Genomic DNA, 19,956 nt, shown 5'->3' on the forward strand with positions numbered 1-19,956 from the left:
GCCCCCCTCAAGATGAGATTTCCCAATTAGTAAGACCCCTTGAAGACGACGAGGTAGATAGGTTGGAGGTGGAAGTGCAGCAATGCATGGAGCTGACCAATACTAATCGGTCGAGGGCTTATCCAAATTACCCCAAAAAGTGAAGCGAAGCTTTGGAGCAACGCCGAATACTTTCCGGGGACCCCGATACCACATCGGGTGAATGCTACGAATTCTAATGTGCTGCAAAGATCGTTTCGTATCTAGTTTTCAGGGAATCAATCTCTGTAACTGCATACAAGTTATGATGGAGAGATACCCAAGTGGCTATAAGGGGACCCTCTGCTAAGGGGTTAGACTGCGTAAGCGGTGCGAGGGTTCGAATCCCTCTCTCTCCGCCATTTGAATAACTTGAACGCAAATAGGTTTATATGGCGGTGTAGCTCAGCTGGCTAGAGCGTACGGTTCATACCCGTGAGGTCGGGGGTTCGATCCCCTCCGCCGCTACCATACATACCTGGAGGCTTAGCTCAGCTGGGAGAGCATCTGCCTTACAAGCAGAGGGTCGGGGGTTCGATCCCCTCAGCCTCCACCATGTACTATTTTTATCACCTTACCATGCCGGTGTAGCTCAATTGGTAGAGCAACTGACTTGTAATCAGTAGGTTGGGGGTTCAAGTCCTCTCGCCGGCACCATCTTTAATAATGTGGAACTGTGGTGTAGAGGCCTAACATGCCTGCCTGTCACGCAGGAGATCGCGGGTTCGAATCCCGTCAGTTCCGCCATTATTAATTTTAAGGAATAAAAATAGTCGGTTTTCCACAGATTAAAGTGGGATGCCGAACTTTATTTTTATGTCATTTATGTAAGGCTCGGTAGCTCAGTCGGTAGAGCAGAGGACTGAAAATCCTCGTGTCGGCGGTTCGATTCCGTCCCGAGCCACCTTTATATCCTGGAGGATTAGCGAAGTGGCCAAACGCAGCAGACTGTAAATCTGTTCTCGTCCGAGTTCGGTGGTTCGAATCCATCATCCTCCACCAGTAATAAGAGCCATTAGCTCAGTTGGTAGAGCACCTGACTTTTAATCAGGGTGTCGAAGGTTCGAGTCCTTCATGGCTCATCCGAAGAGCCGTCAACAACGTTGACGGCTCTTTTTGTGTTGTTTTAAGCTGTTTTTGTCCAATGTAAATAGGCTTAGAGAGAAGGCATTGTCGCTTGTACTGGGTCTTATGCTAAAATAAGAAAAAACGATAAAGTGGTGGAGTCATCAATGGTGGAGATGGAGCACATCGTTCAGAAACTGGAGCAGACCTTGGGTACCTCACTCGGTTTAAAAACATTGAATGATCAGGAAGCGGCATGGTTAACAAAATCAATGGCGACCTCACCGCCATTCGGTGATCGGATTGGTCATGAGGTAAGAGCCCAGGGGTCTAATAACCGTGTAGAAAACGGAAACGGAACCTCGCACAAATCACAAAGGGTTAACGGCGCCTATGCTCGCAAGGACCTGGGTGAGATTTGGATTCCAGTGAATCCACAGGATCCTAGCCGGGTAATCGTAGCGGATCAGGGTGCTCTGACGGAGTCGGAGATTGGGCTTATAACTCTACTATTGTCGAGCCTGCAGGATACGATGTCAGGGGGAGTACCCAAGAATACCGGTAAAGTTGAAGAAGAACGACGCGCCCAACAGTTGGGTGGTTGGTTAAAGGAACGCCTGCAAGCCGGTGAACTGCTTGCTGAATTACCAGAGGAAATGTGGATTCGGACAAGTTTGACAGAGGACATGGTTCCCTTTCTTCTAATTCATGAGAGCGAGCATGCCCCCACTCCAAGCTATAAGGCGCTGCATCGATTACTGCGCAGCTATTTTGGCGGGGACATCATTCTGGTGCCGCTGCTTGATAAGGAATGGATTATCCTAGCGAACCAAGAATTGCTGGATGGTATAACGACGGATGATAAAGAGGATACCTCGTTGGAAGGCGACCAGGATTTGCTCTCCTTATTCTGTATGGGGCTCTACGAGCTGATTTCAACGGAATGGGTGGGGGATTTCCATATCTCTGCGATACCAGCGGTTAATGCGCTGCACGCTCTGCCACAGACCGTTAGCATGTTAAGAGAGACCATGACCATTGGCCGTACATTCCAGGTCAAGGAACATATCCATTTATCGACCGGGCTTCATCTGGAGCGTCTGGTTTATAGCATTCCCGAGTACCAGCGCAATCAATTTCTGCGCGAGTACGCTGCCGGCCATACCGATTTGTTCGAGGATAGCGAGACATTGTCAACGCTCGAGTCTTTTTTCGAATTGGATTGTAACGTGAGTGAGACGGCCAAGCACCTGTATATCCACCGTAACACGCTGCTGTACCGCCTGGATAAGATTAAACAGGAGACGGGGCTAGATGTTCGCAGCTTCAGTGATGCGGTTTTAGTGAAAATAACGCTTCTATTGTATAAAGTGACGAAAAGGAAATAGGTTTTTTGTGCAGATTGTGTATAGCAAGTCAGGTGCCTATGGGGTAATATAAGATTATAAATTAATTGTATTCGATTTCATAACATTCATATGAGGGGGCAAATGCACATGGCTGGTGTACGCTTAGAGCATATTTACAAAAAGTATGCAGGTTCGGATAAAGCAACTGTAATTGACGTTAATTTGGATATTAAAGATAAAGAATTTTTGGTTTTGGTAGGTCCTTCCGGTTGCGGTAAGTCCACGACACTGCGTATGATCGCAGGTCTTGAGGAAATTTCTGAGGGTAAACTTTACATTGGCGACCGTGTTGTTAATGATGTAGCACCTAAAGATCGTGACATCGCGATGGTATTCCAATCCTACGCCTTGTATCCACATATGAACGTATACCAGAACATGGCATTCGGTTTGAAACTCCGTAAAGTGAAGAAAGACGAAATCGATAAGCGTGTACGTGAAGCAGCAAAAATCCTGGATATCGAGCATTTGCTTGAGCGTAAGCCAAAAGCTCTGTCCGGTGGTCAGCGTCAGCGTGTTGCCTTGGGTCGTGCGATTGTCCGTGATCCACAAGTCTTCTTGATGGATGAGCCGCTTTCCAACTTGGATGCGAAACTCCGCGGTCAGATGCGTGCCGAAATCACCAAGCTGGTTAAGCGTCTTGAAACCACTTGTATCTACGTAACGCATGACCAAACAGAAGCTATGACAATGGGTGACCGTATCGTTGTTATGCAGGACGGCATCATTCAACAAGCGGATTCCCCAGAGCAACTGTACAACAATCCGAACAACCTGTTCGTTGCTGGTTTCATCGGTTCCCCAACCATGAACTTCATCAACGGTAAATTGTCCGAGCAAAACGGTGGCGTATACTTCACTTCCCAGGGCTTGAACGTTCAAGTACCAGGTGGTAAAGCACAATTGCTCAAAAATAAATCCATGATTGGCAAAGAAGTGATCATGGGTGTTCGTCCGGAAGATATTCATGAAGAGCCAGTCTTCCTGGAAGCTTCCCCGAACACAATCTTCTCTGCAAAAGTCGATGTAACCGAGAACCTTGGTCACGAAATGCTCTTGTACTTGAGCGGCTTGGGCACCGATACGGTTATCGGCCGTGTAGACGGACGTTCGACAACTCGCGAAGGCGACAATGTGAAATTGGCACTCGACATGAACAAAGTTCATATCTTTGATAAAGAGTCTGAATTGAACGTATTGCTCGAAGACTAATCTTCAGCAATCGGGATCTCTTGAAAACCGCCCCCTCAAGGGGCGGTTTTTTTAGGAGAAAAAGACAATATCACGCTAGGATTCCCGCCCTGGGAAAAGGTTTGGATCTCCTTTGCCGATACCAGTTGAGGTTTCCCATGGGCAGCAATCTATTTAAAGCACACCTCTATATAAGCCTAATGTCGCAATGGAGTAGTCGGTTAGAATTGCATTCATTGGCTTTTTTCGATAAGATAAGCACAAAGCAAGGCATACATAAGTATTGAACATATGGGATGTTGAGCATATTTCATGATAATTGCCAGGTCGCAGATAAGTGTGCAGAAGTCTCTTTAGGAATAACTGAATGATGGAATATATCATCCAAGACGGGAAGTGCCATATGGCGGTTCCGTTGTGATGTCAACATACAATGGAAGAAGAGGGGTAAGACCATGGCCAAGAAAGTGAAGGTATCCGAGCTGGTCCAGCAGTTTCAGCTGGAGGTCATCGCAGGTGAGGAGGGCTTGAAACGTCAGATTACAACGGACGATCTGAATCGCCCGGGATTGGAAATGGCCGGTTATTTTGAATACCATCCGCGGGAACGGGTTCAGCTTATGGGGCGCACGGAGTTGGCTTTCTTCGGAATGCTGAAGCCGGAAGAGCGTAAAGAGCGGATGCGCAGCCTGTGCACGGAAGAAACACCCTGTATCGTCGTAACACGTTCCTTGGAGGTGCCGGAGGAACTTGTGGAACTCGGGAATGAGAGAGGTTTGCCTGTACTGCGCAGCAGCATGGCAACAACCATTCTGACAAGCCGATTCACAAGCTTTCTGGAACGCAAACTTGCACCAACTACAACCATCCACGGGGTATTGTGCGATGTTTATGGCGTAGGGATGCTGATAACAGGCTCAAGCGGTATCGGGAAAAGCGAGACGGCACTGGAGCTCGTCAAACGCGGACACCGATTAATTGCGGACGATGCGGTGGAGATACGTCAGACATCGGATTTTCAGCTGCACGGTACGGCGCCGGAGCTCATTCGCCATCTTCTGGAGATTCGCGGAGTCGGTATTATTAATGTAATGACGTTATTCGGTGCAGGAGCCGTTCGAAACAATAAACGGATTACCCTTGTTGTGCGATTGGAAGCCTGGCAGCAGGATAAACAGTATGATCGTCTGGGGTTAGATGAAGAAACGACACGAATTATTGAGACGGACATCCCTCTGGTCACCATTCCGGTTCGTCCAGGACGTAACCTTGCGGTTATTATTGAAGTGGCAGCTATGAACTACAGATTGAAACAAATGGGACTGAATGCTGCGCTGCAGTTTACGAACAAACTGACAGCTACGATCGCTGAAGATATGGACGATTTGGACTAGGACTAGGGAGGTTATAAAAGATGCAAACATTGCTCATCGATCCGGTGGCGTTCTCCATCGGATCGCTGCGTGTTCATTGGTATGGCTTGATTTTGGGTTTGGGTGCTTTGGCGGGGCTGTTACTGGCCATTCGCGAGGGGAAGCGTTTTGGTATTCCGCAGGAATTTTTCATGGATTTGCTCTTGCTTGGCGTGCCTTCCGCAATCATTGGTGCTCGTATTTATTATGTAGCTTTTAAATGGGAAGACTATAAAGACAACTTCCTGGATGTGTTCAAAATATGGAACGGCGGGATTGCCATATTCGGTGCCCTGATTGGTGCCATTATCTGTGCGTTGATCTATGTTCGCAGAAAAGGCTACTCCTTCTGGCGGATTGCCGATATCTGTGCTCCGTCCCTGTTGGCCGGCCAGATCATTGGTCGCTGGGGGAACTTCGTGAACCAGGAGGCCTATGGCGGTCCTGTAAGCGAGTCCTTTTTACGCGGGCAGCTCCATTTGCCTGATTTCATCGTCAATCAAATGAATGTACAAGGCGTATTCCATCATCCTACCTTCCTATATGAATCCTTATGGAACTTGGTGGGTATTGTCATTCTGCTTATTCTTCGCAGGCAGAAATTCCTGCGCGCAGGCGAGCTCTTCATCGGATATTTCATCTGGTATTCCATCGGTCGATTCTTCATTGAAGCCGTGCGCACGGACAGTTTGGCGTTCCAAGGCGCAGCCGGACTTGCCGACTTCATTAACAATACGTTGTGGGCACCGATGACTTGGATGGGCTTTGAACTGGGCCATCTGGACCCGGCTTACGGCAATATTAGGATCTCCCAGCTGCTGTCCGTATTGATTGTCATTGGAGGCATCGTACTGATCATTGTGCGCCGTGTAACGGGTCGCGCCAATGTGCGCTATTTGGACCCTATCGTGTCAACGAAAACCGGAGCAGGTCCTACACCTGAAGCGGACCTTCAGACCAATAAAGCCGCGAAGTCGTCTGCGCAGGCACCTGTTAAGCAGGACAAACCGGCAGCAGAGCCAGCAGAGACGGCTGACAAAAGCTCTCTAACCCAAGTCCAGGAGCCGGAAGTTAAATCGTCCCCAGTAGAAGATACTCCGGCAATAAACCCAGATACGGAGGACAAAAAGGAGTAGTTGCAGCATGATCGAAACCGTACTGTTTGATTTGGACGGAACCATTATTGATACGAATGAATTGATTATCTCGTCGTTTCTGCATGTCTTCGAGGCTCAGACCCCAGGAGCGCTAACCAGGGAGCAGATCATTCCACATATGGGAACCACGCTGGAGCAGCAGCTTCAGGCTTTCTCGGGGGGCGTTGAGGACGTTAGTCCGCTTATCAAAGCATACCGCTCCTTCAACACGCTTCATCATGATGAGATGGTTCGACCGTTCCCCCATGTAAATGAAGTCGTGGAGCGTCTTCATCGTCACGGGCTTTCACTGGGGATCGTAACCACGAAGATTCGTCCTTCCACGATGATGACTTTGGAGAAGTACGATCTGGAGCGTTTCATGTCGGCGATTGTGACGGTGAACGACGTCGAGCATCCGAAACCGCATCCTGAGCCTGTTCTGACGGCGATCGAGCGGCTGGGCGCCAATCCGGCTACGACGTTGATGATCGGGGACAGCCCGGTCGATATTCAATCTGCCAAGGCGGCGGGCGTGAAGGCCGCAGCTGTAGCTTGGTCCCTGAAGGGTGAGCAGAAGCTGATGGAGTATGGTCCGGATTATGTTTTAAAGGATATGAAAGACCTGTATGAGATCGTAGGACTTCAAGAGGAATAGGAGTTTTGGCAGCATGGCCAGAAAGATTACCCGTTATCCTGTAGAAGGGCCCAACGCGTTATGGCAAATCTACCGCACTGTAAGCCCGTTCAAGGGCGTCAAGAACTTCATCTTTATCCAGTTGGCCCGCTATTGTCCTATCCTGCCCTTGAAGAACTGGATATACCGTCATATGCTCGGGATGAAGGTGGGGAGGCATACCGCGTTTGGATTGATGGTCATGGTGGATGTGTTTTTTCCGGAGAAAATATCCATCGGCGAGAATTCGGTGATCGGCTACAATACAACGATTCTTGCCCATGAGTATTTAATAAAGGAATATCGTCTGGGTGAAGTGCGGATCGGGGAGAACGTGCTCATCGGCGCGAACACCACGATTTTGCCTGGTGTAACGATCGGAGATGGCGCGGTTGTTGCAGCAGGGTCTGTCGTACATAAAGATGTGGCACCGGGTGTTTTTGTAGGCGGCAATCCATTGCAAGAGCTGAAGAGGACATCAACGGAAAGTGAGTCAATTTGAGGTAATGTGACAAGTTAGGTTCTCAAGCTACCTGAATTATTGTAGAATGAGTAGAGGATAACATGACACAAAGCGATTCAATAGTCCCCTGGGTATGATAGCCTTGAGGGACTTTTTTGCCCGCCTATCCTTATACAATGACTCTATGAAAATACTTGAAAACAAGGAGGCGACGCCTGACATGAGTGCAACGCTGAACAAAAAGGAAAGGCTCCCGCAGCTCGATATTTATCGTGCGCTGGCCATCCTGGGCGTGCTTCACGTTCATGCGACTTCATTTGCAACGGTCGATGCGATTGATTCGCGATTCTATTATATTATTAATTTTTTGAATATTTTCTTTAAATACGGTACACCCTCGTTTATATTCCTAAGCAGCTTTGTGCTGTTCTATAACTATGCGGACCGACCGCTGACCAAGGATCTGATCAAAAACTTCTACAAACGGCGGCTCTTGTACATTCTGCTGCCTTATGTGTTGTTCTCGATCATCTATTTCTTTGTGCGGATGTATCAGAACGGGTTGCTCAACAGCTCATTTGATCTATGGGCACAGATGCCGATTTTCTTTGAACGCTTGATTCGGGGGCAGAACTATACGCACTTATACTTTGTGTTTATTAGCTTGCAGTTCTATATCCTGTTTCCGATATTCCTCAAGCTGTTCAAATCGTCCCGGTTTCTCGTACGGTGGGCGGTTCCCATCGGGTTCCTGCTTCAATGGGGCTTTATCATATGGAATAAATACGAGCTGCACTACACGTTTAAAGGAAGCTTGGCGATCTCGTATTTAGCCTACTATATGCTGGGTGCTTATCTGGCGATGAATTACGACAAATTCAAGGGCTGGCTTACGTCATCTTGGAAAAAGCAGACGTCAGGTCAAAGAGCAGGTACAGTCGTGTTATGGGCGGGCTGGCTCGCGATGGCGCTGTCGCACGTGCAGATTTGGTACAATCAGAGATTGCACGGTGCCAAATACGACTCCCTGTTGTACGAGCTGTTATGGAATCTGCACACGGTTTTCTCCGCCATTGTGCTGATGCAGCTGGCCAGCTGGCTGTATAACAGCGGTTGGAGACTCATCGTGAAGCTGCTGACGCGGATTGGCGAGTTGTCCTTCGCGATCTATCTGGTGCATCCTCTCTGGCTGTTCCTGTATCGGGAGTACGATCTCAAGCTGAATCCGGTAACCGATGATTATCTCATCTGGATTTATGGCGGCATGGTAACTGCGCTGATTGTTAGTGCGCTGGTCGTACAAACGGTGTTCCGGTGGATTCCAGGCTCCTGGGTGCTGCTTGGCAGCGTTCCACGATCATTGAAGCCATCATCCAAAGCGCCAAAATCGCCATCGCAGAGAAAAGACACCGTTGCAGGCGACAGCAAGAAATCAGTTGATCTATAATCATAGCAGGTATATTCTTTATTCTTACCAAACATGATGAAGCAAAGCCGTCCGGCAATCGGGCGGCTTTTTTGTATGATTGGGTCATTCAGAGATTACGGGGGGCCTAATCATACGATACCAGCTAATGTATTTGTATTTATGCCGCAAAAGACATGGGAGAGGTTTAACCCATAGACAAGCAAGCCACTCCAGCTTTACAATTATACCCAGAAGTTAAGCGAATTCTTTGGCGGCTAAGGTGAAGAACAACAGAGAACGATACATAGCAGGAAGCGTCCATGATGCATTGACGATCGGGCAGAGTTCATGGTAATATAGCCAATATCCTTTAATTTATTATCAAGGTACCACTTTACCATATTAAAGACTTTTCTGAATTTGAGGTGGAGCGTCATGTCTAAACCGAAAGGCTTCGAGAAACCGGCAGGTGTTCGTGATTATCTCCCTCATGCGGTCACGAAGCTGCGCCGGATTGAACGTGAAGTGCTGGCATGTATGGACCGCTGGGGATACCGGCAGATTATGACACCAACGATGGAATATTACGATACGGTAGGCGTGGCTAGCTCTACGTCGGACCAAAAACTGTTTAAATTATTGAATAAGCGCGGAACGACAATGGTGCTGCGGTCCGATCTGACCGCTCCCATAGCAAGGGTCATGTCGTCGCTGCTGAAGGATGAGCCGTTACCGGTGCGTTTGTCTTATCATGCGAATGTATTTCGCGCAATCGAAGAGGAGGCGGGCCGGGAGGCTGAATTCTTCCAGACGGGTGTAGAGCTTGTAGGCGACGATACACCGGAGGCCGATGCCGAAGTGATTGCACTGGCTATCGAATCCCTGAAGGCGGCAGGCGTGGAGAAATTCAAAATCGCGATGGGGCATATGGGTTACCTTAATGGCCTGCTCCAGGAATTGCTGCCTGAGCGGACGGAGGATCAAGAGAGCCTGAAGCAGGACCTGCTGAACCGCGACTATGTCGGATACCGTAACACCATTGCTAGTCTGCTCCTTACGGAGACACAGCAGGACCAGCTGGAGGGAATCCTGAAGCTGCGCGGGGGCCGGGAGATTGCCGGGCAGGCACTTGAGATTAGCAGCAACAATCTCGCAAGAGCTTCTATTGAGCATCTGTGCAGAGTATGGGAGGTGCTGGAGGCATACGATGTCTCCAGGCATGTTCTGTTTGATCTGACGATGCTCGGGGACTTCTCCTATTACACCGGAATGACATTCGAGGGATATGCCGCTGAACTTGGCTCACCGGTCGCAAGCGGCGGTCGTTATGACAAGCTGCTGCAGCAGTTTGGCCGTGCAGTCCCGGCAACAGGCTTTGCACTCAAAACTAATCGTATTCTGGATGGGGTGCAGGGCGAAGAGATTGCGGAGGAGCTGCCCATTCTGATCCGTTACACGGCTTCTTGTCGCAAAGAAGGTTTGGCGAAAGCGTCAGAACTGCGGGCGCAGGGCCATACCGTCATCACTTCGATCATTCCGGATTCGGCGAATATTCGCGATGAAGGCGTGCCCGTCGTATCCGGCAGTCTGCTTAACAGAGGCTACCAGGAGATCATTACCCTTCGATAGAACGTTGATATATCACCCTATTTTATATAGGTCAAGGTCAGGAGGATTTGAACGTGGCGGAAACGTTGAAAGTAGCGATGCCCAAAGGGCGTATATATAAAAAAGCATCCGCGCTGTTCCGTTCAGCCGGACTTCCGATTCCCCTCGATGTGGATGAGACGCGCAAGCTGGTCATTCCCTTGCCGGAGGCAGGAATGGAATTTATTCTGGCAAAGCCGGTGGATGTGCCGACTTATGTGGAATACGGTGTCGCGGATATCGGAATCGTTGGCAAGGATGTGCTGATGGAAGAGAACAAGGACGTCTATGAGCTGCTCGATCTCGGCATCGCAAGGTGCCGGATGTCGGTTATCGGCTTGCCGGACTGGAAGCCGGGCATTCGGCAGCGGGTTGCCACCAAATATCCGAATGTCGCTTCGCAGTATTTCCGTGAACAAGGCCAGCAGGTTGAGGTGGTTAAGCTGAACGGTTCGATTGAGCTTGCACCCCTTATCGGGTTGGCGGACCGGATCGTGGATATGGTGGAAACAGGCCAAACGCTCAAGGAGAACGGACTGATAGAAATGACCAGCATCTTTGAGATCACAAGTCGCCTGATTGCCAATCGCGTCAGCTATCGGATGAAGAATGATGAAATTCAGGCATTATGCGATCGCCTGCAAACGGTCATTATGTCTGAGGGAGCGAATATACAGCGCTAAGAAACACAGCTACAAACAGGATGAGTATGGTGATCGGACAGATTGATTATCGATTGAGTCAGAAACGATATGCGTGTATCGAAAACAGAATGTGATGCAAGCAGCGGGATTGGGGGAGATTAAGGTGAAGGTTGTATCAGCACGGGACTTTCAGCTGAAACGGGAAAATGATTACGGCACACCAGAGCAGAATGAAGTCGTGAAGGCGATTGTGCGGGATATTCGGTCTGAAGGAGATGCTGCCTTGCTGCGGCATACCGAGCAATTGGACCGTGTCCGTCTGACCGCAGATCAGCTTCGAGTTACAGAAGAAGAGCTCAAAGCGGCTTATGATCATGTGGAGCCCTCGTTCGTGAAGGCAATTCAGGCTGCCGCGGAAAACATACGCGCTTTTCATGTGAAGCAGAAGCGGAATTCCTGGATGGATCTTCAAGCCGACGGCAGCATCTTGGGGCAGATCATTCGCCCGTTGAAACGCGTGGGTGTATATGTGCCCGGAGGAAAGGCAGCCTATCCTTCGTCCGTGCTGATGAACGTAATCCCGGCGCAAGTGGCAGGCGTGCCCGAGATTGTCATGGTTACTCCCCCGGCAACCGGCGGGAAGGATGGGATTAATCCCTATATCCTGGTAGCAGCGGCCGAGGCCGGCGTTACGGAGATCTACCGCGTTGGAGGAGCTCAGGCGATTGCGGCGTTGGCCTACGGTACGGAGACCATTTCCCCGGTTGATAAAATTTGCGGTCCCGGCAATATTTACGTTGCGCTGGCCAAGCGAGAAGTATATGGTGCGGTCAATATTGACAGCCTGGCCGGTCCTAGCGAGATTGCGGTATTGGCCGATGACAGCGGGGATGCTTCGTATATTGCGGCGGATTTACTCTCCCAAGCAGAGCATGACGAGATGGCCTCGGCCATTCTCGTAACGCCTTCACGCAAGCTGGGTGAGGCCGTTGCCGCCGAAGTAGAGCGGCAGCTTGAGCTGCTGCCGCGGCGCGACATTGCCCGGGCCTCCGTGGACACTTATGGCGCGGTGATCATCACGGAATCCCTTAGAGAAGGGATAGAAGTTATTAACCGTTTGGCGCCGGAGCACCTGGAGATCGTGACGGCGGAGCCGATGGCCATCGTGGGCCAGATCGAGAACGCAGGCGCAATCTTCCTCGGGCCATATAGCTCGGAGCCGGTAGGTGATTATTTTGCAGGGCCGAATCATATCATCCCGACGAATGGGACGGCACGGTTTGCGTCGCCGGTGGATCTGGACGATTTCATTAAGAAATCGAGCTTGATCTACTATAGCAAGGAAGCGCTGCTGCGCGACGGAGAGCAGATTATGGAGCTGGCCCGGCGAGAAGGGCTTGAAGGCCATGCCCGGGCGATCGAGCTTCGGCTGGAGCAGGAGCGTTAATCAATAAAGAGGAGCATCAATGATTCGTTATATTAGATACGTATAGAGGAGGCAGTCAACGTGAGCAGTTTGGATGCAGCAGCAAGATCAGCCGGCGTGAGCCGCAAAACCAATGAAACCGATATTGCCTTGGATTTCAATGTCGATGGAACCGGGATCTCGGAACTGGAGACCGATGTACCGTTTCTGAATCATATGCTTGATTTGTTTACGAAGCATGGCCAATTTGATCTTCGCGTGAAAGCGAAGGGAGATATTGAGATCGATGACCATCACACGGTGGAGGATATCGGGATTTGCCTGGGGCAGACGTTCCGCGAGGCGCTGGGCGATAAAAAGGGTATTAAGCGATATGCCAGCGTGTTTGTACCGATGGATGAGGCGCTTGCTCAAGTCATTGTAGATATAAGCAACCGCCCGCATTTTGAGTACCGAGCGGAATATCCTTCGCAGCAGGTAGGCTCTTTCCATACCGAGCTTGTTCATGAATTTCTGTGGAAGTTGGCGCTGGAAGCCCGTATCACGCTGCATGTCATCGTTCATTACGGACACAATACCCACCATATGATTGAAGCGGTATTTAAGGCGCTCGGCCGTGCATTGGATGAGGCGACTACCGTGGATCCGCGCGTGACCGGCGTGCCATCCACGAAGGGAGTGCTCTAATCGATGGCGATTGCAATCGTGGATTATGGCATGGGCAATCTGCACAGCGTGAGCAAAGCAGTGGAGCGGCTTGGGTATGAGCCGCTCGTCACGGGGAAGCGGGAGGAGATTCTGGCTGCGGATGGCATCATTCTGCCGGGCGTCGGCGCGTTCGGCGATGCCATGGAGCAGCTGCGCGAAACCTCGCTGGACTCGGTCATGAAGGATGCTGCGGAATCAGGGAAGCCGCTGCTGGGAATTTGCCTCGGCATGCAGCTCCTGTTCAGCCGGAGTGAGGAGCATGGCCAGTTTGAAGGGCTGGATATTTTGCCCGGATCGGTTGTCCGGTTTACGGGTGGTGACTACAAGGTGCCGCATATGGGCTGGAATTCATTGCAGTTCGAGAAGCGGGAGCATCCGCTGTTTGCGGGACTTGAGGAAGGTCATGTGTATTTTGTCCATTCGTATCATGTTCTTCCTGAGGTTCAGGCTGATTTGCTGGCGGTTACCGATTACGGTCAACCAGTGACAGCCATCGTGGGGCGCGGTTCGGTGTACGGCATGCAGTTCCATCCCGAGAAGAGCGGGGAGCTTGGGATGAGCCTGCTTCGCAATTTCTTGGCTTTGACATTAACGTAATGCAAGGCGATCAAATAGACCAGAAGGAAAGTGGGAATGGGGATGTCCTCTTTTATCATATATCCGGCAATCGATATACGTGGCGGCAAATGCGTCAGACTCGTGCAAGGCGATTATAATCAAGAAACGGTATACAATGATAATCCGCTGGAGGTAGCCAAATCGTGGGAAGAGCAGGGCGGCACGTTTATTCATCTCGTGGATTTGGACGGAGCCAAGGCAGGCCATCCGGTAAATGACGATATCATCGGGAAGATCGCAGCCAGCGTTCAGGTTCCGGTTCAGGTAGGCGGAGGCCTGCGCACGCTGGCAGATGTGGAGAGGCTGCTGTCGCTTGGCGTCAGCCGGGTGATCATCGGTACGGCGGCGATTGAAGACCGTGTCTTTACGGAAGAGGTGCTGGGCAAGTACGGGGATAAGGTGGCCATCGGGATCGATGCGCGCAACGGATACGTGGCAACTAGAGGCTGGCTGGAAACGTCCGAGGTTCAAGCCGAAGTGTTGGCTAAGGAGCTGGCAGCCAAAGGAGCGGAAACCTTCATCTTTACCGATATTTCCCGTGACGGGATGATGCAGGGGCCTAACGTGGAGGGGATTGTCTCGCTTGCCAAAGCCAGCGGCCGCTCGGTCATCGCTTCGGGCGGCGTGACGAAGCTGGACGATTTGCTGGCGCTCAGCGCGCACAGCGGTGACGGTGTAGGCGGAGCAATCGTAGGCAAGGCACTCTATACAGGCAATATTGATCTGAACGAGGCCATTACTCGAATCAAGTGAGGCTGGACCTAGGTTCCGTTCAAATAAGCGATTGATCGACAGAGTTCATAGGGGAAGAGGGGAAAGGCATGCTGGCAAAACGGATCATACCTTGCCTGGACGTGAAGGACGGCCGGGTGGTGAAGGGCGTAAATTTTGTGAATCTCCGCGATGCGGGCGATCCCGTGGAACTGGCGGCGCTCTATGACCGGGAAGGCGCAGACGAGCTAGTCTTTCTGGATATTTCGGCATCGGTCGAAGGCCGGGCGACCATGGAGGAAGTCGTGCGGAGAACGGCAGGGGAAATTGCCATCCCTTTTACCGTGGGTGGAGGCATCTCGTCCGTCGAGGATATGAAGCGGATTCTGCGGGCGGGCGCGGATAAGATCGGGATCAATACGGCAGCGGTCAAGCAGCCGGAGCTTATCTCGGCCGGAGCGCGCAAATTCGGCTCCCAATGCATCGTTGTAGCCATCGATGCCAAGTACAACGAAGCGTGGGGAGAATGGGAAGTGTACACGCACGGCGGACGTACGCCCTCCGGCATCAAAGCGCTGGATTGGGTAAAGCAGGCGGAAAGCCTGGGTGCGGGCGAAATTTTGTTGACCAGCATGGATGCGGACGGAACGAAGGATGGGTTCGATCTGTCGCTAACCTCTGCCGTATCTTCGACGGTGCAGATCCCGGTTATCGCGTCCGGCGGCGCAGGCAAAGAGGATCACTTCTATGACGTGTTTACCAAGGGCAAGGCGGATGCGGGTCTTGCCGCAACGATTTTCCATTATAAAGAGATCTCGATTCCTCATCTGAAGTTGCAGCTTAGTCAAAAAGGAGTGGATATACGGTGAGCGAAGATATGTTGAAGGATTTATCCCTGGAGCAGGTCAGCGAGCATATCCGTTGGGATGCCTCGGGCTTGGTGCCGGCGATTGTACAGGATGCACAGAGCAAGCAGGTGCTGATGATGGCTTATATGAATCGGGAGTCTCTTCGCTTGACGCTGGAAAGCGGGGAAACTTGGTTCTGGAGCCGTTCGCGCGAGGAGCTGTGGCATAAGGGAGCAACTTCCGGGAACGTCCAGACCGTGGTTGCCATGACGTACGATTGCGATGGAGACACCCTCTTGCTGCAGGTGAATCCGAAGGGACCAGCTTGTCATACCGGACAAACGACCTGCTTCTACAATGAGATTACGGTTCAGGGGCAGAAGAGCGGGCCTGTGAACAACCGTGCAGCTGCAGAGAGCGGGCGATTTGCGGTTCTTGCCGAGCTGGAAGAGGTCATTGCCCAGCGTGAAGTGGAGCGGCCTGAAGGGGCTTATACGACATATCTCTTTGATAAAGGGGTAGACAAAATCCTTAAGAAGGTGGGCGAAGAAGCTTCGGAAACGATCATCGCCGCCAAAAATAAAGACAATGCCGAGCTTAAGCTTGAAATCAGCGATCTGATCTACCATCTGCTGGTACTTCTCCAGGAGCGGAAGCTCCCGCTGGATGAGATCATGGATGAGCTAAGCCGCCGCCATGAACGGCCGCGCCGCGATTAGGAGGCTTACCGATGCATATTGATTACCATACCCACCATGCCCGGTGCGGGCATGCCGAGGGGCAGCTGGAGGAGTATGTACGGCGCGCTATTGAACTCGGGATGGATCAATTGGGCTTGTCGGATCATATGCCTTTGATACACGTGGATCCGGAAACGTACTATCCGGAGATGGCCATGCCAATGGACGAACTGCCGCGTTATGTGGAAGAGTGCCTGCAGTTGAAGGAACGCTACCAAGGGCAGATTGACATTCGGATCGGACTCGAAGGCGATTATATCGAGGGTTATGAAGAACAGATTGAGCGAATTGTGAATGACTATCCATGGGATTATGTCATTGGCTCCGTTCATTTTCTTGGTGAATGGGATATTACGGATTACCGTCAGACCCAAGGCTGGGAGGGCAAGGATCCGCTTGAGGTTTATAGACGATATTATGATGCGGTCCAGAAAGCCGCCGCGACCGGCTTCTACGATATCATGGGCCATCTGGACGTGATCAAGCGGTTCGGTTATGGGCCGGGCCTCGAGCAGAAGCCGGAAGTGATCGCTCTGGAACAAGGAGCGCTTGCAGCCGTGGCTCAAAGCGGAAAAGCCATGGAGCTGAACGCCTCCGGCTTATCGAAGGCCTGTGAGGAAATGTTTCCAAGCCGCCGCATGCTGGAGGAAGCGATGAAGCTTGGCATTCCGTTGACTTTAGGGTCGGATGCCCACCAGCCGATGAAGCTGGGCGAGCATCTGGATCAGGCCCGGGCACTGCTATCGGAGCTTGGCGTTCGGGAGGTTGCGACCTTCCGTAACCGGAAGCGGGAGATGGTGCTTTTGAATGTTGAGGGAAACCATGTATAATAAAGAAAAGCACTAATTGCAAACAGGTTTATTGCAGACGGCTGTTTTCTACTCCTAGAGACCCTTCTTCGAAGAGGTTGACGGAGGCGGGAACGGCCTGATTTGACGATAGCGCTTTCAACGAGATCCCTGCATCAGCCGACATTATCAACCACTCTCGTCAGGAGGTCCTCATGTATCGTTCATTACGATTGTTCGCCGGCACTTCAAATCCGACGCTTGCCGCAAATATCAGTCAGCAGTTGGGAGTTGAACTGGGAAAGATCAAGATTTCCCGCTTTCAGAGTGGCGAAGTTTATGTGCACTTTGAAGAGAGCATCCGCAATTGCGATGTTTTCCTGCTGCAGTCCTTTTCTCACCCTATCAATGAAATGTTCGTGGAGCTATTGGTGATGATTGATGCCGCGAAGCGCGCTTCCGCCAGAACGATCAATATCATTGTGCCTTATTACGGTTATGCCAGACAGGAACGAAAGTCAGCGCCGCGTGAACCGATATCGGCCAAAATGGTAGCCGACGTGCTGACCACAGCCGGTGCCAACCGCGTGATAACCATCGATCTGCATGCGCCAGCCATTCAGGGCTTCTTCAATATACCGGTGGATCATCTGACTGCGCTGGATTTGATTACGGAGTATCTGAAGTCCAAGAACATCGAGAATCCGGTTATCGTTTCTCCCGATGCCGGACGGGCGAAGACGGCCGAGAAGCTTTCGAGCCGCCTGGGGTCGCCGTTTGCCATGATGGTCAAGCAGCGTCCTGCCCATAACGAAGCGGTGATTACCCATGTCATTGGGGACGTGGCGGGTCGCACGCCGATTATTATCGAAGACTTGATTGATACGGGAACCACCATCGTGCAAGTGGTGGAAAGCTTAAAGGAACGGGGAGCCAATGATGCCATTGTGTGCGCGACCCATGGCCTTTTCTCCGGTGAAGCACTTGACCGTCTCGACCATGCACATATCGAGGAAATCGTGGTCACAGACTCTATTGTGCTCCCGGATCATCACTGCAAGATGCGGCTTAAGGTGCTGTCCGTAGCGCCAATGTTAGCCCAGGCAACCCATATTATTATCGAGGGCGGATCGATCGCCACTTTGTTCAAAGACGCCGGTGTGTAAACTGGTGTCTTTTTTCTGCAAATGACGTTGAAACTTGTGTTATACTGTTGTGGATAGAGGAGCAAGTTAAAGGAGGTGCCTTGCTTTTCGTGAATGGTCATCCATATGGGTCCAGTGACCCCCACAATGTTATATCTATCGAGATGAATGCCAATTTCTTCTTCGATCGCGCGGTTCGTTCGCTTGATCGTTTCCAATATGACAAGGCTCTGAAATATTTCCGCAAAGCTGTTGAATATGAACCGGATAATCCGGTGAATCATTGCAATATGGCGGGTATATTATCAGAGACGGGAGATTATAAAGCTTCCAACGATGTGCTGGCTCACATTCTGGAGCAGGTTGACCCGTTGATGACGGAGTGCTACTTCTATATGGCGAACAATTACGCCAATATGGAGCAATTCGAGAAAGCGGAAGAAGCGCTTGTTACCTATCTGGAGGAAGACCCGAGCGGTCAGTTTTTGGATGAGGCTGAGGAGATGATGGAGCTGCTTCATTACGAGCTGAATCGTCCAGCCAAGCTGAACCGGATCAAGAGTCGTGAAGGCGTGGTCGAGCATGAGCATGCGCGGGCACTGCTGGAGGAAGGGAAATTCGCACAAGCGGTCAAGCTGTTGGAGGAAATCGTCAAGGATAATCCGGATTTTCTGGCTGCGCGCAACAATCTGGCTCTAGCCTATTATTATATGGGACGCTTTGATACCGCGAAGCGCACCATTGGCGAGGTGTTGGATCAGGAGCCGGGCAATCTGCACGGTCTATGCAATCTGGCTATCTTCTTTCAGCATGAAGGAAATCAGGAGCAGCGTGACCGGTTGATGGACATGCTAACGGTGACGGTTCCTTTCCATCAGGAGCATGTGTTTAAGCTGGCGACAACGATGGGAATACTGGGGCAGCACGAAATTGCCTACGGTCATTTTCGCCGGTTGTTGAAGGATGAGGAGTTTAGCGGAGATCCTAGCCTGTATCATTACACGGCCGTTGCGGCATGCAATAGCGGTTATTATGACAGGGCCGAGAAATATTGGCGGCAAGCATTGAAGCTGGATGGGGATTCGGTGATTCCGGATTTCTATCTGGCACAGCTGCAGAAGCGTAAAGAGACCGGTACGAAACAGATGAAGGTGAGTTATCACTATCATCTTCCGTTCGAAGAGCAGTTCAAACGCTGGGAGCATGACGGCGACAAATTGACGGAGGAAGCGAAGCAAAATCCGCTGATTCGTTCTTCGTTCTTCTGGGCGCTCCGACATGGCGACCCCCATACCAAGCTGCAGGTGATCCGGACGCTGGAATTGATTGCCGATGAAGAGGTGCAGCATGCGCTGCAATCGTTCCTGCAGGAACCGGGAGAGGATGCGGAGCTGAAGGATGCCGCCCGCCTGGTGCTCCAGCAGATGGAGGCCGCAAGCAATCGGCTGAAGGAACGCCGCGACGATCGCGATATATCCAGCAGCAAGACCCGCGAGGTGCTGCCGGATTGGCTGCCTTCCTGGAAGGCGGTGCTGGAGAAGGCAGAGCAGACCATGGACATGCGGGTAGACGCTTTTTGGAAAAAAGAGATGGAGAATCTCTGGTCCGAGTTCCTGAGCCGGCTGTACCCTGATATTCCGAACATTCGGAATGTGGAGGGCTGGGCTGCGGCATTGGAATATTTGACGGCCAAGAAGCGTGGAAGAACCCTGACCTATGAACAAGTAGCTGTCCGTTACGGCATTTCGCCATCAACGGTGAGCCGTTACGCACGTCAAATGGATAGCGTATGTGAAACGAAAGCACAGCCGGATGATAATTTCCGGCCATTTACGGAAAACATTTAAGTAAGAACCCATATTCGGATACTTAGGAGACCTTGGTACATGAAGATTCCATAAGT

Annotated in this window: 18 protein-coding genes, 8 tRNA genes and 1 rRNA gene; all 27 read left to right on the plus strand. The window is 51.1% G+C overall.

The window, feature by feature from the left end; all coding sequences use genetic code 11:
- Window positions 1-126: ribosomal RNA gene (locus AK95_RS07905) — 23S ribosomal RNA — on the plus strand; the annotation flags it as partial.
- A 162-nt stretch (window positions 127-288) separates the two neighbouring features.
- Window positions 289-380, plus strand: a tRNA-Ser gene (locus AK95_RS07910).
- Between the two features lie 32 nt (window positions 381-412).
- Window positions 413-489, plus strand: a tRNA-Met gene (locus tag AK95_RS07915).
- Between the two features lie 9 nt (window positions 490-498).
- Window positions 499-574: transfer RNA gene (locus tag AK95_RS07920), tRNA-Val, on the plus strand.
- 25 nt (window positions 575-599) lie between these two features.
- Window positions 600-675 (plus strand) — tRNA-Thr (locus AK95_RS07925).
- A gap of 13 nt (window positions 676-688) precedes the next feature.
- Window positions 689-765, plus strand: a tRNA-Asp gene (locus AK95_RS07930).
- Between the two features lie 84 nt (window positions 766-849).
- Window positions 850-922 (plus strand) — tRNA-Phe (locus AK95_RS07935).
- Window positions 923-934: 12 nt separating this feature from the next.
- Window positions 935-1,020 (plus strand) — tRNA-Tyr (locus AK95_RS07940).
- A 7-nt stretch (window positions 1,021-1,027) separates the two neighbouring features.
- Window positions 1,028-1,100 (plus strand) — tRNA-Lys (locus AK95_RS07945).
- Window positions 1,101-1,250: 150 nt separating this feature from the next.
- Window positions 1,251-2,471 carry a PucR family transcriptional regulator gene (locus AK95_RS07950; RefSeq protein ID WP_071219438.1) on the plus strand — a complete coding sequence of 407 codons (1,221 nt, stop codon included), beginning with the start codon at window positions 1,251-1,253 and terminating at the stop codon, window positions 2,469-2,471.
- A gap of 108 nt (window positions 2,472-2,579) precedes the next feature.
- Complete coding sequence (locus AK95_RS07955; RefSeq protein WP_071219439.1) at window positions 2,580-3,704, plus strand: ABC transporter ATP-binding protein; 1,125 nt, start codon at window positions 2,580-2,582, stop codon at window positions 3,702-3,704.
- Between the two features lie 434 nt (window positions 3,705-4,138).
- Complete coding sequence (gene hprK, locus AK95_RS07960; protein WP_071219440.1) at window positions 4,139-5,077, plus strand: HPr(Ser) kinase/phosphatase; 939 nt, start codon at window positions 4,139-4,141, stop codon at window positions 5,075-5,077.
- Window positions 5,078-5,097: 20 nt separating this feature from the next.
- A complete protein-coding gene (gene lgt, locus AK95_RS07965) occupies window positions 5,098-6,231 on the plus strand; it encodes a prolipoprotein diacylglyceryl transferase (RefSeq protein ID WP_071219441.1) in 1,134 nt (377 codons plus the stop codon).
- Between the two features lie 7 nt (window positions 6,232-6,238).
- Entirely contained in the window at window positions 6,239-6,889 is a 651-nt protein-coding gene (gene ppaX / locus AK95_RS07970) for a pyrophosphatase PpaX (RefSeq protein ID WP_071219442.1), read from the plus strand.
- A gap of 13 nt (window positions 6,890-6,902) precedes the next feature.
- Complete coding sequence (locus tag AK95_RS07975) at window positions 6,903-7,409, plus strand: acyltransferase (RefSeq protein WP_071219443.1); 507 nt, start codon at window positions 6,903-6,905, stop codon at window positions 7,407-7,409.
- Between the two features lie 181 nt (window positions 7,410-7,590).
- Complete coding sequence (locus AK95_RS07980; RefSeq protein ID WP_071219444.1) at window positions 7,591-8,817, plus strand: acyltransferase; 1,227 nt, start codon at window positions 7,591-7,593, stop codon at window positions 8,815-8,817.
- 396 nt (window positions 8,818-9,213) lie between these two features.
- Window positions 9,214-10,407, plus strand: coding sequence for an ATP phosphoribosyltransferase regulatory subunit (locus AK95_RS07985; protein ID WP_071219445.1), 1,194 nt, complete (start codon window positions 9,214-9,216; stop codon window positions 10,405-10,407).
- A gap of 53 nt (window positions 10,408-10,460) precedes the next feature.
- Window positions 10,461-11,108 carry an ATP phosphoribosyltransferase gene (hisG, locus tag AK95_RS07990; protein ID WP_071219446.1) on the plus strand — a complete coding sequence of 216 codons (648 nt, stop codon included), beginning with the start codon at window positions 10,461-10,463 and terminating at the stop codon, window positions 11,106-11,108.
- 124 nt (window positions 11,109-11,232) lie between these two features.
- Complete coding sequence (hisD, locus tag AK95_RS07995) at window positions 11,233-12,516, plus strand: histidinol dehydrogenase (protein WP_071219447.1); 1,284 nt, start codon at window positions 11,233-11,235, stop codon at window positions 12,514-12,516.
- A gap of 60 nt (window positions 12,517-12,576) precedes the next feature.
- Complete coding sequence (gene hisB / locus AK95_RS08000) at window positions 12,577-13,182, plus strand: imidazoleglycerol-phosphate dehydratase HisB (RefSeq protein WP_009595657.1); 606 nt, start codon at window positions 12,577-12,579, stop codon at window positions 13,180-13,182.
- 3 nt (window positions 13,183-13,185) lie between these two features.
- Window positions 13,186-13,800 carry an imidazole glycerol phosphate synthase subunit HisH gene (gene hisH / locus AK95_RS08005; protein WP_071219448.1) on the plus strand — a complete coding sequence of 205 codons (615 nt, stop codon included), beginning with the start codon at window positions 13,186-13,188 and terminating at the stop codon, window positions 13,798-13,800.
- 42 nt (window positions 13,801-13,842) lie between these two features.
- Window positions 13,843-14,574: a 1-(5-phosphoribosyl)-5-[(5-phosphoribosylamino)methylideneamino]imidazole-4-carboxamide isomerase gene (gene hisA, locus AK95_RS08010; RefSeq protein ID WP_194540367.1), complete on the plus strand. Its 732-nt coding sequence runs from the start codon at window positions 13,843-13,845 to the stop codon at window positions 14,572-14,574.
- 68 nt (window positions 14,575-14,642) lie between these two features.
- A complete protein-coding gene (hisF, locus tag AK95_RS08015) occupies window positions 14,643-15,401 on the plus strand; it encodes an imidazole glycerol phosphate synthase subunit HisF (protein ID WP_071219450.1) in 759 nt (252 codons plus the stop codon).
- Window positions 15,398-16,099, plus strand: a complete 702-nt coding sequence (gene hisIE / locus AK95_RS08020) for a bifunctional phosphoribosyl-AMP cyclohydrolase/phosphoribosyl-ATP diphosphatase HisIE (protein WP_071219451.1) — start codon at window positions 15,398-15,400, stop codon at window positions 16,097-16,099. The genes hisF and hisIE overlap by 4 nt, the downstream gene beginning before the upstream one ends.
- Window positions 16,100-16,110: 11 nt before the next feature.
- Window positions 16,111-16,950, plus strand: coding sequence for a histidinol-phosphatase HisJ (gene hisJ, locus AK95_RS08025; protein WP_071219452.1), 840 nt, complete (start codon window positions 16,111-16,113; stop codon window positions 16,948-16,950).
- Between the two features lie 173 nt (window positions 16,951-17,123).
- Window positions 17,124-18,074 carry a ribose-phosphate diphosphokinase gene (locus AK95_RS08030; RefSeq protein ID WP_071219453.1) on the plus strand — a complete coding sequence of 317 codons (951 nt, stop codon included), beginning with the start codon at window positions 17,124-17,126 and terminating at the stop codon, window positions 18,072-18,074.
- 89 nt (window positions 18,075-18,163) lie between these two features.
- Window positions 18,164-19,900 (plus strand): tetratricopeptide repeat protein, encoded by a 1,737-nt coding sequence (locus AK95_RS08035; RefSeq protein WP_397376780.1) that lies wholly within the window; start codon window positions 18,164-18,166, stop codon window positions 19,898-19,900.
- Window positions 19,901-19,956: the final 56 nt, after the last annotated feature.

This window comes from Paenibacillus sp. LC231 (assembly GCF_001860525.1).
In the GTDB taxonomy this organism is placed as follows: domain Bacteria; phylum Bacillota; class Bacilli; order Paenibacillales; family Paenibacillaceae; genus Paenibacillus_AQ.

What these genes read in the sequence shown, in the direction of transcription:
- AK95_RS07950 (WP_071219438.1), top strand. Translation starts at nt 1,251, where the DNA reads ATGGTGGAGATGGAGCACATCGTTCAGAAACTGGAGCAGACCTTGGGT.
- AK95_RS07955 (WP_071219439.1), top strand. Translation starts at nt 2,580, where the DNA reads ATGGCTGGTGTACGCTTAGAGCATATTTACAAAAAGTATGCAGGTTCG.
- hprK (WP_071219440.1), top strand. Translation starts at nt 4,139, where the DNA reads ATGGCCAAGAAAGTGAAGGTATCCGAGCTGGTCCAGCAGTTTCAGCTG.
- lgt (WP_071219441.1), top strand. Translation starts at nt 5,098, where the DNA reads ATGCAAACATTGCTCATCGATCCGGTGGCGTTCTCCATCGGATCGCTG.
- ppaX (WP_071219442.1), top strand. Translation starts at nt 6,239, where the DNA reads ATGATCGAAACCGTACTGTTTGATTTGGACGGAACCATTATTGATACG.
- AK95_RS07975 (WP_071219443.1), top strand. Translation starts at nt 6,903, where the DNA reads ATGGCCAGAAAGATTACCCGTTATCCTGTAGAAGGGCCCAACGCGTTA.
- AK95_RS07980 (WP_071219444.1), top strand. Translation starts at nt 7,591, where the DNA reads ATGAGTGCAACGCTGAACAAAAAGGAAAGGCTCCCGCAGCTCGATATT.
- AK95_RS07985 (WP_071219445.1), top strand. Translation starts at nt 9,214, where the DNA reads ATGTCTAAACCGAAAGGCTTCGAGAAACCGGCAGGTGTTCGTGATTAT.
- hisH (WP_071219448.1), top strand. Translation starts at nt 13,186, where the DNA reads ATGGCGATTGCAATCGTGGATTATGGCATGGGCAATCTGCACAGCGTG.
- hisA (WP_194540367.1), top strand. Translation starts at nt 13,843, where the DNA reads ATGTCCTCTTTTATCATATATCCGGCAATCGATATACGTGGCGGCAAA.
- hisF (WP_071219450.1), top strand. Translation starts at nt 14,643, where the DNA reads ATGCTGGCAAAACGGATCATACCTTGCCTGGACGTGAAGGACGGCCGG.
- hisJ (WP_071219452.1), top strand. Translation starts at nt 16,111, where the DNA reads ATGCATATTGATTACCATACCCACCATGCCCGGTGCGGGCATGCCGAG.
- AK95_RS08030 (WP_071219453.1), top strand. Translation starts at nt 17,124, where the DNA reads ATGTATCGTTCATTACGATTGTTCGCCGGCACTTCAAATCCGACGCTT.